Here is a 13,213-nt window from a genome sequence, read left to right as displayed (position 1 = left end):
AGCAAAGCGTTTAGGAAGCGTATCGCGAAATCGATTTTTCGCTGGCGAATGATGCTTTAGCGGACGCGGTAGAGTTCGATCGGGTCTCCGCGCGTTTCGGCCACCGGTTCGAGCCAATCGGGGACGCTTCCCTGCATCAGCCCGGCCAGGAAGCCTTGCGGCGCCTTGGCGGCGAGCACCTTGCTTTCGGCGCTGCCGCGGCACAGCGCCACCAGGCCGACGTGATGAGCCGCTGCGATCGTCCCCGCCTGGTCCGCCGATCCGAGGAAGGCATCGAGCGCAAGCAGATCGCCGGCGATGTTGCGATGATAGGGGCCGGCAAAGACGCGGTGCCCGGAATATGCAAGGATGGGCGAGCCGAGATTGGAAATGGCAAGCACCGTGGTGTCCGGCAGCCGGGCCAACGCCGCGAAGGAGGCCTTGCGCTCGCAGGACGGATCGCTGTCGGTGTCCTGTGCCTCGACCGAGACCTTGCTGGCCTCGAATACGTTCGACGTCGCGGCGGCAGCGCCGGCCCAGACGGCATTCACCGACACCAGCCAGACCGCCGCCATGCGCAGCGATACGCTGCGCGCAGGGCTGATCCTCGCCCGTTCGCGCCAGCTTGCGATCCAGGCCGACAGCGGGATGACGGCAAAGGCGATCGAGAATGTCGAGCCGCGGACCTGCCAGGCGCTGACGATGAAGGCGCCGACCAGCAAGGCGCCGACGAGGATGTCCTGGCGGCGCCATGGTCCGCGCAGGCGAAGCGCCATCAGCGCGATCGCCACCAGCGGCGTGACATAGCGCGCCGCCAGCGACGCCGGCTCATTGACGGCAATACTGAACAGCGACTGCGCCTCGTCGATGTGATCGAGCCACAATTCCTTGAGGCGCGGATCGAGGTTTGCGTAGGGAGCCGCAAGGCATTGCGGAAACAGCGCCACGATGACGACGCCCAGCCCAAGCGCGAGCAGGCTAAGCGAGATCAGGCGGCGGCTGGCCGTGCCATTGGACACCGTGAGCGACGTCACGGCGGCAAGCCCCAGTCCGGCGATTGCCGCCACCACGAACTGCACAGCCGAGAAGGCATCGCACTGCGGCTGGCCCATGGCCGATGGCGGGATGGTGGTGACGAAGACGAGGGCTGAAACCCCGGCAAAGCCGAGACCGAAATCCCTGGCGATCCGGCGTTCGCCGCCGGGATCGACGACGAACAGCAAAGCGATGCAGGCGCCGATGGTGGCGACATAGGGCGCGGTTTCCATGCCGACGGCCAGCGTCAGGGCCGCGCACAGGCCGGAAGTCAGGGTCGCCCAGCGACGCGTCGGCGCCTCGAGCAGCAGGCTGAGGCTGGCCATGGTCAGCGTCAGCTGGACATTGTGATGATCGAGCGCACCCGGCAAGAAAATGCCGATGAAATGCAGCGCCGCCGCGCCGATGACGATAGCGGGCAGCACGGCGCCGACGCCGGCGAAGCTGCGTGCCGCACGGGCTGTAAAAAACACCGCCAGGCAAAACAGCAGCGACGGCCACAGCACCTGTGCGATCACTTCGGCCATGGCCATGCTGCCGGTCAGCGCCGAGGCGGCGAGGATGATGGCGGCGAGCGGTGCGTCGACCAGCCGCGACCAGTGCATGACGAAACCGCCTTCCGGCCCCATCCTGTACTGATGCAGGTCGAACCAGCCCTGGCCGGCCAGCATGTCGCGAACCTCGACCAGCCGCAGCAGGCTGTCATTGTCGCCGCCGGCATTGCTCAATTCGCGAAAACCGGAGAAGGCGTTGATCGCAAGGGCAAGCAGCGTCGCCACCAGTGCCAGCAACAGGTCCGCTCGCCAGGAGGTGCGCGCCTCGGCAGGCATGGTATCGGCAGCGATCATGGACGGGGCTTTCGGCCTGTGGTTCGACGGCGCAGCATAGCGCCGTCACTTCAACAAAGCGTAAAGCCGAAGGCAAATACGCTGGCTCCCGGTTGAACCGGCATCATGCGATGTTGCATGGTGTTCACTCAATATCGGGACCACTTTTGAGCGACATGCATTAGTCCCGCGCGGGAAACACCCACAGCGACGACACGATGTAACTCACCGTGCTGGTCGCAATCGTCATCACCACCGACATGGCGAAGGGCGAAAGGCCGAACTGCGCCACCGCCACATGCGACACCAGGCCCGAAAACGCCGCGCATCCGGCTTGCAGCGCGAGATAGCGCGGCATGGCGTGCGCATGATCGTGCTGGCCGCCAAACGTCCAGCCGCGCTGCGCCGAATAGGCGACGCTGACGGCACCCGCATAGGCGATGACGCTGCCGGTGAAGGGCGAGAGGCCCGACGACACCAGCAGCCACGACAGCACCAGCAAAAGCAAAGCGGCGCCGACGCCGACCGTCAGGAAGCGGAACAGGCGCGTCTGGACGAACGCAGGCGCCATCACTCAGGCCTGGTTGCGCGCAACCGGCGCGTCGGAGCGGCCGGATTTCATCCGCTTGACCGGTATTTCGAGCACGCCGAGCAGGAACGCCGAAAAGAAGGCCTGGAAGGAAATGACGATCAGGCTGAGCCCAAGCACGACGATGCGCGGTATTTCGGAATCGTCGAGCGGACCGAAGCCAAGATGCGCCCAGCGCGCCACGGCATAGAAGAAGAACAGCGCGCCGCCGGCAAAGCAGATGCCGGCATTGGCGGCGAGACGATCGGTGCTGATCGTTCTGGCCAGCCAGCCGGAACGGCGGCTTGGCGGCAGGATGCCGGTTATCTCGGCATAGTAACGCGAAATGGCACCGAAGGTCAGGAGCTGGACACCGGTGACGATCATGAAACAGGCGGCTACGAAGGTGTTGAGGTCGAGCGACAGATTGTTGATCACGCGCAACGGCCCGAACACCAGCAGCGCCGCAAACAGCGCGCCGATACCGCACAGCACCGTGCCGGGGATGAAGAACATCCAGCGCGGATTGTAGACGAGCAGGAACTTCAGATGCCGCCAACCGTCGCGCCAAGTCCTGAGATGCGGCGGGCGGCTGCGGCCGTCGGGCTTGAGCGTGGTCGGCACTTCCTCAATGCGCAGGCCGGCTAGCGCGCCGCGCACCACCATCTCCGAGGCGAACTCCATGCCGGTCGTCTGCAGGTCGAGCTGGCGGATGCTTTCGGCATTGAAGCCGCGCAGGCCGCAGTGGAAATCGCCTGTCTTGATGCGGAAGAACAGCCGGCCGACGAAGCTCAGCACCGGATTCCCGAGATAGCGGTGCAGCGGCGGCATGGCGCCGGGTTCTATGCCGCCCTGGAAGCGGTTGCCCATGACCAAGTCGGCGCCGTCGCGCAGCCGCGCGACAAAGGCTTCCAGCGCGCTGAAATCGTAACTGTCGTCGGCATCGCCCATGATGATGAAGTGGCCCTTGGCGGCCGCGATGCCGCCAAGCAGCGCCGCGCCATACCCTTTCTGCGGCACCGGCACGACACGGGCTCCGATCGCGGTGACAATGTCCTGCGACCCGTCGGTGCTGCCATTGTCGGCGATCAGCACCTCGCCGGAGATGCCAGCCTTGTCTAGAAAGGCCCTCGCCTTGCCGATGCAGACGGCCAGCGTCTCGGCCTCGTTGAGGCATGGCATCAGGATGGTGAGTTCGAGCTCTTTGACCGAAGCGGCGCGGATGGCTGTGACGGCGTTCATGGTCGTTGTTCCATCGAGGACGTTTTTGGCGGCGTCCAATCCGGGTTGAATTCGGCGACTACCCTTGCACGGCAAGGCTTAAGAAAACGATGACGCGCAGCCTCGCCTTGTCTCCAACAGGGTCGGCGCTGTCACGGCTTTGCTTCTGCCGATCCCGGAATCTCGCGATTGGCAGAAGCGCGGCGAGGCTGTACAGGCAATGGCTGTTGCCGATCGACCCGCGGAGACCAGAAGATGCCCCTGAAGATCGCCGTCCAGATGGACCATGTCTCCACCGTCTCGATTGCCGGCGACACGTCCTTTGCGCTGTCGCTGGAGGCGCAGCGGCGCGGCCATCAATTGTTCCACTACACGCCCGACCGGCTGTCGATGCTGGGCGGCAAGGTGTTTGCCCGCATCGAAGAGATGAAGCTCCGCGACGAGAAGGGCAATCATTATACGCTGGGCGACAAGGTGCGCACCGACCTGTCGGAGATGGATGTGATCCTGCTGCGCCAGGATCCGCCCTTCGACATGAATTACATCACCACCACGCACATTCTGGAGCGCATTCACCCGAAGACACTGGTCGTCAACGACCCGGCCTGGGTGCGCAACAGCCCGGAAAAGATCTTCGTCACCGAATTCCCCGACCTGATGCCCGAAACGCTGATCACCAAGGATCCCCAGGAGGTCGCGGCCTTCCGCAAGGAATTCGGCGACATCATCGTCAAGCCGCTCTACGGCAATGGCGGCGCCGGCATTTTCCATCTCAAGGAGGGCGACCGCAACCTCGCCTCGCTGCTCGAAATGTTCGCCCAGCTGTCACGCGAGCCCTATATCGTCCAGCGCTATCTCAAGGATGTGCGCAAGGGCGACAAGCGCATCATCCTGATCGACGGCGAGGCGGTCGGCGCCATCAACCGGGTACCGGCCGACCACGATTCGCGCTCCAACATGCATGTCGGCGGCCGCGCCGAAAAAACCGAACTGACGGAACGCGAACGCGAAATCTGCGCCCGCATCGGCCCATCGCTGAAAGAGCGCGGCTTCATCCTGGTCGGCATCGACGTGATCGGCGACTACATGACCGAGATCAACGTTACCTCGCCGACCGGCGTGCGCGAAGTGCAACGCTTCGGCGGCGCCGATATTGCAAGCCTGTTCTGGGACGCGGTAGAGGAAAAGCGGGGGGTAGGCTCGGCATAGGGAGCATCGCGATTGTGTGTGTGTTCCTGTAATGTTCTTGCCTTGGCCTAAAATCTATGGTTGTCTTGTCCTGACGTCGCTCGCGGTCTGAACCACGAGGCCGAGGCGAGCCGATATCCGGGGGCAGAGCAAGATGGTGGCGCGCGTTCGCACGGTTGCTTTCCAGGGCATCGAGGCCGTACCGGTCGATGTCCAGGTGATGATCGCGCCGGGCAAGGTCGGCATGCAGATCGTCGGGCTGGCCGACAAGGCGGTGGCCGAAAGCCGCGAGCGCGTGCAGGCGGCGCTGCACGCTTCGGGCCTGTCGATCCCGTCGAAGAAGGTGACGGTCAACCTGGCGCCTGCCGACCTGCCCAAGGAAGGGAGCCATTACGATCTGCCAATCGCGCTCGGCCTGATGGCAGCACTCGGCGCCATTCCGGGCGATATGCTGGCGTCCTATGTCGTGCTGGGCGAATTGTCGCTCGACGGCACCATTGCCACGGTCGCCGGTGCGCTGCCGGCGGCGATCGGCGCCAATGCCGAGGGAAAAGGCCTGATCTGCCCGTTCGGCTGCGGGCCGGAAGCGGCCTGGGCGGGCAAGGATTTCGACATATTGGCGCCGCGCAGCCTGATTGCCATCGCCAATCATTTTCGCGGCACGCAGGTGCTGTCGCGGCCCGAGCCCGGCATCCATGTCTCGGCCCGCGACCTGCCCGACCTTTCCGACATCAAGGGCCAGGAAAGCGCCAAGCGGGCGCTGGAAGTGGCGGCGGCCGGTGGCCACAATCTGTTGATGGTCGGGCCTCCCGGCTCGGGAAAATCGATGCTGGCGCAGAGGCTGCCTTCAATTCTGCCACCACTGGCGCCCAAGGAACTTCTTGAAGTCTCGATGATCGCCTCGGTGGCCGGCGAGCTCGGCGAAGGCAAGCTCACCGACCGGCGGCCGTTCCGCGCCCCGCACCATTCGGCTTCGATGGCGGCAATGGTCGGCGGCGGCATCAGGGCGCGGCCGGGCGAAGTATCGCTTGCCCACACCGGCGTGCTGTTCCTCGACGAGTTTCCCGAATTCACGCCGCAGACCTTGGATGCGCTGCGCCAGCCGCTGGAGACCGGCGACTGCATGATAGCGCGCGCCAACCACCGCGTCACCTATCCAGCGCGCATCCAGCTGGTAGCGGCGATGAACCCGTGCCGTTGCGGCATGGCCGGCGAGCCCGGCTATCGCTGCCTGCGCGGTGAACGCTGCCGCACCGACTACCAGGCGCGCATCTCAGGCCCGCTGCTCGACCGCATCGACCTCAGGATCGAGGTACCGGCTGTCTCGGCCGCCGACCTGATCCGGCCCGACCGGGCGGAGAAGAGCGCGGCGGTCGCCCAGCGCGTGGCGCGCGCCCGCACCATCCAGCGCGAGCGGTTCGAGCGGCTGGGCGTCACCAGCGCCACCACCAACGCCCATTGCTCGCCTTCTGTTATCGAGGACATCGCCGCGCCGGACGCAGCCGGCCTGTCGCTGCTTAAAGATGCCAGCGAGAAACTCGGCTTTTCTGCGCGCGCCTATCACCGCGTGCTTAAAGTGGCGCGCACACTGGCCGACCTCGACGCCAGCGAAACCGTCGGCCGCATTCACCTGGCCGAGGCGATTTCCTACCGCATGATGTCGGAGCGGGTGGCGCAGGCGGCTTAACCCTCCCCCCTTGAGGGGAAGGTGACCGCGAAGCGGCCGGGTGGGGTCGCCGAAGAATGCTCGATCTTTTTTTTGAAGCCGAGCCGAGAAAGGGCCTCTGCGATGACATTGCTTGTAGTGTCGTCCGAAGGGAGTCGCCGCACTTCACGCAGGACCCCACCCGGCCCTTCGGGCCACCCTCCCCTCAAGGGGGAGGGAAACGCAGGCGCTAATTCGCCCGCGCTTTCGCCTTCAGCTCCAGCCGCCGCCTGTGCAGCACCGGCTCCGTGTAGCCGTTCGGCTGCTCGCGGCCCTTGAACACCAGATCGCAGGCGGCCTGGAAGGCGATTGAAGCGTCGAAGTCGGCGGCCATCGGGCGGTAGAGCGGGTCGCCGACATTTTGGAGGTCGACGATCGCTGCCATGCGCCGCAGCGAATCCATCACCTGAATTTCGGAGCAGACCTTGTGGTGCAGCCAGTTGGCGATGTGCTGCGAGGAGATGCGCAGCGTGGCGCGGTCTTCCATCAGGCCGACATCGTTGATGTCGGGCACTTTCGAGCAGCCGACGCCCTGGTCGATCCAGCGCACGACATAGCCGAGAATGCCTTGCGCATTGTTGTCGAGCTCGCGCTGGATCTCGTCGGGGGTCCAGTTCGGCCGCACCGCCACCGGCACCGACAATATATCATCGAGCTTCGCCTTCGGCCGGCTCTTGAGCGCCGCCTGGACGGCATGGACATCGACCTTGTGATAGTGCGTGGCGTGCAACGTCGCCGCCGTCGGCGACGGCACCCAGGCGGTGTTGGCGCCGGCCTTGGGATGCTCGATCTTCTGTTCCAGCATCGCCGCCATCAAATCGGGCATCGCCCACATGCCCTTGCCGATCTGGGCATGGCCGGCCAGCCCGCATTCGAGCCCGGCGTCGACATTCCACGCCTCGTAGGCGGAAATCCAGGCGGCCTGCTTCATGTCGCCCTTGCGGATCATCGGGCCGGCTTCCATCGAGGTGTGGATCTCGTCCCCGGTGCGGTCGAGGAAGCCGGTGTTGATGAACACGACGCGTTCCTTGGCGGCGCGGATCGCCTCCTTGAGGTTGACGGTGGTGCGCCGCTCCTCGTCCATGATGCCCATCTTGATGGTGTTTGCCGCCATACCGAGCAGCGCTTCGACGCGGTCGAAAATCTCGACTGCGAAGGCGACTTCCTCCGGCCCATGCATCTTCGGCTTCACCACATACATCGAGCCCGCGCGGGAATTCATCCGACGCCCGTTGGCGCCGACATCGTGCAGCGCGATCAGCGCCGTCATCGCCGCATCCAAGATGCCTTCCGGCACCTCGTTGCCATCGCGGTCGAGGATGGCCGGATTGGTCATGAGGTGACCGACGTTTCGCACCAGCATCAGCGAGCGGCCAGGCAAGCTCAGCGCGCCACCACTGGGCGCGGTCCAGGCGCGGTCCGGATTGAGCTTGCGCGTGAAGGTTTTGCCGCCCTTGCTGATTTCCTCCGCCAGATCGCCCTTCATCAGGCCGAGCCAGTTGCGGTAGACGATGACCTTGTCCTCGGCATCCACCGCCGCGACCGAATCCTCGCAGTCCTGGATGGTGGTCAGCGCCGATTCCAGGATCACGTCGGCAATGCCGGCCGGGTCGGTGCGGCCGATCTGGTTGGTGCGGTCGATGAGGATCTCGATGTGCAGGCCGTTCTGGACCAGCAGGATGGCTTCCGGGTTGGCGCCGTCGCCGCGGTAGCCGGCAAATTGTTTCGGGTTGGCCAGTGTGGTGCCGCCGGCGCCGGCGCCGAGCCGCAAGGTGCCACCCGAAACCGTCAGCCCGTTCACGCCGGCCCATTTGCCCGAGGTGAGCGGCACGGACTCGTCCAGAAAACTCTTCGCCCAGGCAACCACCTTGGCGCCGCGCACGGGGTTGAAGCTTTTACCCTTCTCGGCGCCACCGGTCTCGGCAATGGCGTCGGTGCCGTAGAGCGCATCGTAGAGCGAGCCCCAGCGGGCATTGGCGGCGTTGATCGCATAACGCGCATTCATCACCGGCACCACCAGCTGCGGCCCGGCAACGGTGGCGATCTCGGGGTCGACATTGTCGGTCGACACGGAAAAGGCCGGCCCTTCGGGCACGAGATAGCCGATCTCACGCAAGAAGCTTTTGTAGGTCTCCATATCGATGGGCGCGCCATTGGCGCGGTACCAGGCGTCGATCTCTTCCTGCATAGCGTCGCGTTTGGCCAACAGCGCCCGGTTCTTCGGCGCGAGATCATGGACGATGGACGAAAAGCCGTTCCAGAAGGCGTCGGCGGCAATACCGGTACCCGGCAGCGCTTCGCCGACAAAGTCATGCAGTTCGCGGGCAATCCGCAATCCGGCGATCTCGACGCGATCGGTCATCAGGGCTTCTCCAGATGAAAGGCTTTGCGGCCTTTGGCATGTCAGGGGTGAAGGGTCAATTCAGCTTAGGGTGAAGCCGGGGATTTTGAAGCTGCTGATCTCCCCCCTCGTGGGGAGATTACCCTAAACCGCGATCCTCGGCCGACCCGATGCAACCGCCACCACATGCGCTTCGATAAACATCCGTTGGGCCTCAACCGTAGACACCTTGAACTCGGTCGAAACGTCGATCTCGGCATTATCCGTGCCGGCATCCTTCGCGCGCGCGGCTACGATCGCCCGCACATCAGCCTCCGCTGCCGCGATCGCCTTGGCCTCGTCGGTGAAGTCGCGCACCGTTTGCCCCGACGCGACCCGGAACAAACCTTCCTTGGGCTGGCTGACGCGGGCTTCGGCCGAGACGCGGACCTGGCCGACGACGGCGCCGAGCGCGTTGGCGACGTCGGTATCCTCCGGCACCACGCACTCATTACCGACCAGCTCGGCCAAGCCGGCATAGTGCAGCGGCGCCGAGGCGCCGAGGCCAATGACCGGACGATCGAGCGCGACGCTGAGCCTTGCGATGCCGGGATGGGAATCGACGGCGCGCTGCACCAGCGCGTGCGCGACGGTGGCGGCGCCATCCAGCCCATCCTCGGCAAAGGCTGTCTCCAGAATGTATTCGGCCGACCAGCGCGTGAGCGTCAGCAGCACCCGTTCGGAAATCACCTCTGGAGACGGCGCGATGTTCTGGCCTCGCCCATCACGCTTGCGGGCAAACAGTTCGGCGCCGAGCCGGGCCGCAAGCGGGTCCCAGTTGGCCTGCTTGCCGAGCACATGGGCGGCGTCCGAGGGGGTGAAGCCCGAGATATGCACAAGACCGCGCGAGACCAGCCGGTTCAGCGTGGCGTTCTGGGCGTTCGAGGTGAGCAGCCTGTCGATGGCGAGCGGCACGGCACCAATCAGTTCATACAGTTTCGCCTCGGGCGCGGTCAGGCCGGCGGCGAGCCTGTCCGGCACGCCGGTGCGCAACGCAAAGCGGCTGTCCATGCGGCCGGGGTTGGGCGCCCTGAGCTGGCGCTCGAGCTCCGATGTCACTGAAGCACCATGCATCATGCCGGCCAGCGCCAGCGGCACCAGGCGGCGCGGCCCGAGCAGGATTTTCGGGTTGAGCGCGCCATCTTCCAGCGCCACTTCGGAATCGCCGCCGAGGCCGAAGGTGCGCATGGCGACCGCCTCGACCATGGTGCGGAAGCCGCCGACAGTGGCGCCTTCGGGATCGAGCCGAGGACGGCCGCCGTCGAGCACGGCGACATCGGTGGTGGTGCCGCCAATGTCGGACACCATGGCGTTGTCCAGGCCCGTCATGTGGCGGGCGCCGACCAGGCTGGCGGCCGGGCCGGAGAGGATGGTCTCGATCGGCCGCTGGCGGGCAAACGCCGCCGAAACCAGCGCGCCATCGCCGCGCACCACCATCAGGGGCGCTGCGATGTTGCGGGCTTCCAAAAATCCTTCGGTTGCCGCCACCAGCCGGTCGATCATCGAGATCAGCCTGGCGTTGAGCAAGGTGGTGAGCGCGCGACGCGGACCGCCGAGCTTGGCCGACAATTCATGGCTGGCGGTCACCGGCAGGCCGGTCTTTTCGCGGATGAGGTCGCGCGCGGCGAGTTCATGCGCCGGGTTGCGGGTGGCGAAATAGGCGCACACGGCAAAGCCCGACACCGAGGCGCCGAGTTCAGGGAGTGCTGCTTCCAGCCCCGACAGATCGAGCTTGGCCGCATTGCCGTGCACGTCATGGCCGCCCGGACAAAACACCACCGGATCGGTGCCGAGCGCCGTCTTCAGCCCGTCGCGCGCAAGGTCGGCCCCGGTAAAGCCGATCATGATGAGCGCCACACGCCCACCCTGGCCCTCGACCAGCGCATTGGTGGCGAGCGTCGTCGACATCGACACGAGTTTGATCGCGGCCGGATCGGTGGCCGATTTTCCCAGCACCGCATCGACCGCGCCGGAAATGCCGACGGCAAGATCGTGCCGCGTGGTCAGCGCCTTGGCCTTGGCCAGCACCTTGCCTTTTGGCCCGCCTTGTTCCGACCACAGCACGGCATCGGTATAGGTGCCACCGGTGTCGATACCGAGAAACAGGGGTTTTGGCTTGGCGGTCATGTCTGGCGGTCCGGGATTCTGCTCCCCCGCCCTTAGCCGATACGGCCCGGCTGATAAAGGCGGGAGAGGTGGGCCAGTTTGACCCTCGTCGCCGCTCATGCCCGCCAAACTTTGTAACGGTCACATTTTTTCATTGGTGCGTGGCCTGCCTTTGCGTGCACCATGCGCCGATCTCATCCCTTTCAGGACTTCGCCATGACCACGCTTCCCGGCATCGCCGACATCCATGCCGCCGCCGCGCGGCTCTCCGGCCTGATCGCCGAAACGACCTTGATCGAATCGCTGGAACTCAACAAACGCTTCGGCGGCCGCATCCTGTTCAAGCCGGAGACGCTGCAGCGCACCGGCTCGTTCAAGTTCCGCGGCGCCTACAACAAACTGTCTTCGCTGAGCGAAGAAGAGCGCAGCCGCGGCGTCGTCGCCTTCTCCTCCGGCAACCATGCTCAGGGCGTCGCCGCGGCGGCTGCCATGTTCGGCGTCAAGGCGGTCATTGCCATGCCGGCCGACGCGCCGGCGATGAAGATCGCCAATGTCCGCAAGATGGGCGCCGAAGTGGTGCCGTTCGACCGCTTTCGCGACGACCGCATGACGGTGGTGCGACCCTACATGGACAAGGGCATGGTGCTGGTGCCTCCTTTCGACGATCCGACCATCATCGCCGGCCAGGGCACGATCGGTCTCGAACTGATGCGCCAGGCAAAAGCGCTCGGCGTCAGCCTCGATGCGGTCGTCATTCCCTGTGGAGGCGGCGGCCTGACGAGCGGCATTTCGATCGCCGTCAAGGATGCCTCGCCGGCCACAGCAGTCTGGGCCGTTGAGCCCGAGCATTTCGACGACACCCGCCGCTCGCTGATCGAGGGAAAAAGGGTCTCCAACGAGCCTGGCCACAGCTCGATCTGCGATGCCATCCTCACCGCAGAGCCCGGTGCCATCACCTTCGAGATCAACCGCAAGAACCTCGCCGGCGCCATCGCCGTCTCCGACAAGGCGGCCGCACAGGCGGTGCGCGACGCCATGGCCCATCTCAAGCTGGTGGTCGAACCCGGCGGCTGCGTGGCGCTGGCGGCGCTCTCGTCAGGCGAGATCGAACTGTCGGGCAAATGCGTCGCCGTCGTGCTGTCAGGCGGCAATGTCGATTTCACCACCTATGCCGAGATCATGGCTGCGGCCTGAGAACCGATATGGCAGACGCTGAGATAAGGGCGGCTCTCGATCGCCATTGGGCTGCCTCCGATGCCAATGATTTCGAGACGGAGCATCAGATTTATCGCGACGACGCGGTGCTTGACTATCCGCAGTCAGGCGAGCGCATCAGCGGACGGCACAACATCCAGCCGTCGCGCGCCGCCCAGCCCAACCGGAAGCGCTTTGCCGTGCGGCGGATCACCGGGTCAGGCGACCTCTGGATCACCGAGTATGTCCTGACCTATGACGGGATTCCGTCCTATACGGTGAGCATCATGGAGTTCGTCGATGGCAAGGTGGTTCGCGAGACCCAGTATTTCGGCGATCCGTTCGAGCCGGGGCAGTCGCGCGCGCAATGGGTCGAACGGATACCTTGAAACACGGCGGCGGTAGCATGACCAGCCACCATCCGCTCGATCGTGCCGAACTGCCTGATGATACGGCCGATCTCGCCCGCTATCTCATCGGCAAGCTCGTGGTGCGGGAATTGCCGGAAGGCATCGTCGGCGGCCGTATCGTCGAGACCGAGGCCTATGTCACCGGCGACGCCGCCGGTCACGGCTATCGCGGGATGACGCCGCGCAACCGTTCGATGTTTCTTGACGCCGGGCACGCCTATGTCTATCTCGCCTATGGCGTCTCCTGGATGCTCAATGTTTCGAGCGAGGGGCCAGGGACCGGCACCGGTGTGCTGATCCGGGCGCTCGAACCGCTCGAAGGCATCGCCATCATGCGGCAGAACCGGGGCGTGGAGCGCCTGCGCGACGTGGCGCGCGGGCCGGGACGGCTCGCACAGGCATTGCGGATCGACCGTTCGCTGGACGGCCTCGATCTGTGCCGCCAAGGCTCGCTATGGCTGGCAGCCGACGGGCATCAGGCCGGCGACATCGGCCAAGGCATCCGCATCGGCATCACGAAGGATGCGGACCGCCCGCTGCGGTTCTATGTCAGGGGCAGTCCGTTCGTCAGCGGTCCGCGGTCGCTCAATTCCTGAACGC

General features: G+C 65.3%; 10 protein-coding genes. 5 read left to right on the top strand and 5 right to left on the bottom strand.

Annotation, left to right across the window (positions count from 1 at the left end):
* Nucleotides 1-56: 56 nt before the first annotated feature.
* From X728_RS145975 to X728_RS145985, 3 genes are all read right to left on the bottom strand, one after another.
* Complete coding sequence (locus tag X728_RS145975; RefSeq protein WP_023832240.1) at nucleotides 57-1,862, bottom strand: hypothetical protein; 1,806 nt, start codon at nucleotides 1,860-1,862, stop codon at nucleotides 57-59.
* A gap of 160 nt (nucleotides 1,863-2,022) precedes the next feature.
* Nucleotides 2,023-2,412, bottom strand: coding sequence for a GtrA family protein (locus X728_RS145980; protein WP_023832239.1), 390 nt, complete (start codon nucleotides 2,410-2,412; stop codon nucleotides 2,023-2,025).
* 3 nt (nucleotides 2,413-2,415) lie between these two features.
* Nucleotides 2,416-3,651 (bottom strand): glycosyltransferase family 2 protein, encoded by a 1,236-nt coding sequence (locus X728_RS145985; RefSeq protein WP_023832238.1) that lies wholly within the window; start codon nucleotides 3,649-3,651, stop codon nucleotides 2,416-2,418.
* A gap of 234 nt (nucleotides 3,652-3,885) precedes the next feature.
* Here X728_RS145985 and gshB point away from each other — a divergent pair, with 234 nt between their 5' ends.
* The gene (gene gshB, locus X728_RS145990) at nucleotides 3,886-4,839 is read left to right on the top strand and encodes a glutathione synthase (protein WP_023832237.1); all 954 of its coding nucleotides are present in this window, start codon (nucleotides 3,886-3,888) and stop codon (nucleotides 4,837-4,839) included.
* A gap of 133 nt (nucleotides 4,840-4,972) precedes the next feature.
* Nucleotides 4,973-6,505 carry a YifB family Mg chelatase-like AAA ATPase gene (locus X728_RS145995; RefSeq protein ID WP_023832236.1) on the top strand — a complete coding sequence of 511 codons (1,533 nt, stop codon included), beginning with the start codon at nucleotides 4,973-4,975 and terminating at the stop codon, nucleotides 6,503-6,505.
* 208 nt (nucleotides 6,506-6,713) lie between these two features.
* Here the strand turns inward: X728_RS145995 and X728_RS146000 are convergent, their stop codons facing one another.
* Nucleotides 6,714-8,885 carry a malate synthase G gene (locus tag X728_RS146000; protein WP_023832235.1) on the bottom strand — a complete coding sequence of 724 codons (2,172 nt, stop codon included), beginning with the start codon at nucleotides 8,883-8,885 and terminating at the stop codon, nucleotides 6,714-6,716.
* 123 nt (nucleotides 8,886-9,008) lie between these two features.
* Entirely contained in the window at nucleotides 9,009-11,030 is a 2,022-nt protein-coding gene (locus X728_RS146005; RefSeq protein WP_023832234.1) for a hydantoinase/oxoprolinase family protein, read from the bottom strand.
* Between the two features lie 195 nt (nucleotides 11,031-11,225).
* Between X728_RS146005 and X728_RS146010 the strand changes: the two genes are divergently transcribed.
* Genes X728_RS146010 through X728_RS146020 form a run of 3 tightly spaced genes read left to right on the top strand, consistent with a single transcriptional unit; the run spans nucleotide 11,226 to nucleotide 13,209 of the window.
* A complete protein-coding gene (locus X728_RS146010) occupies nucleotides 11,226-12,203 on the top strand; it encodes a threonine/serine dehydratase (RefSeq protein WP_023832233.1) in 978 nt (325 codons plus the stop codon).
* A gap of 8 nt (nucleotides 12,204-12,211) precedes the next feature.
* Nucleotides 12,212-12,592 carry a nuclear transport factor 2 family protein gene (locus X728_RS146015; protein ID WP_023741341.1) on the top strand — a complete coding sequence of 127 codons (381 nt, stop codon included), beginning with the start codon at nucleotides 12,212-12,214 and terminating at the stop codon, nucleotides 12,590-12,592.
* Between the two features lie 17 nt (nucleotides 12,593-12,609).
* The gene (locus X728_RS146020) at nucleotides 12,610-13,209 is read left to right on the top strand and encodes a DNA-3-methyladenine glycosylase (RefSeq protein ID WP_023832232.1); all 600 of its coding nucleotides are present in this window, start codon (nucleotides 12,610-12,612) and stop codon (nucleotides 13,207-13,209) included.
* The last annotated feature ends 4 nt before the right edge of the window (nucleotides 13,210-13,213 follow it).

It is taken from the genome of Mesorhizobium sp. L103C119B0 (assembly GCF_000502235.1).
GTDB lineage: Bacteria > Pseudomonadota > Alphaproteobacteria > Rhizobiales > Rhizobiaceae > Mesorhizobium.
This window is presented reverse-complemented; position numbering and strand designations above follow the sequence as displayed.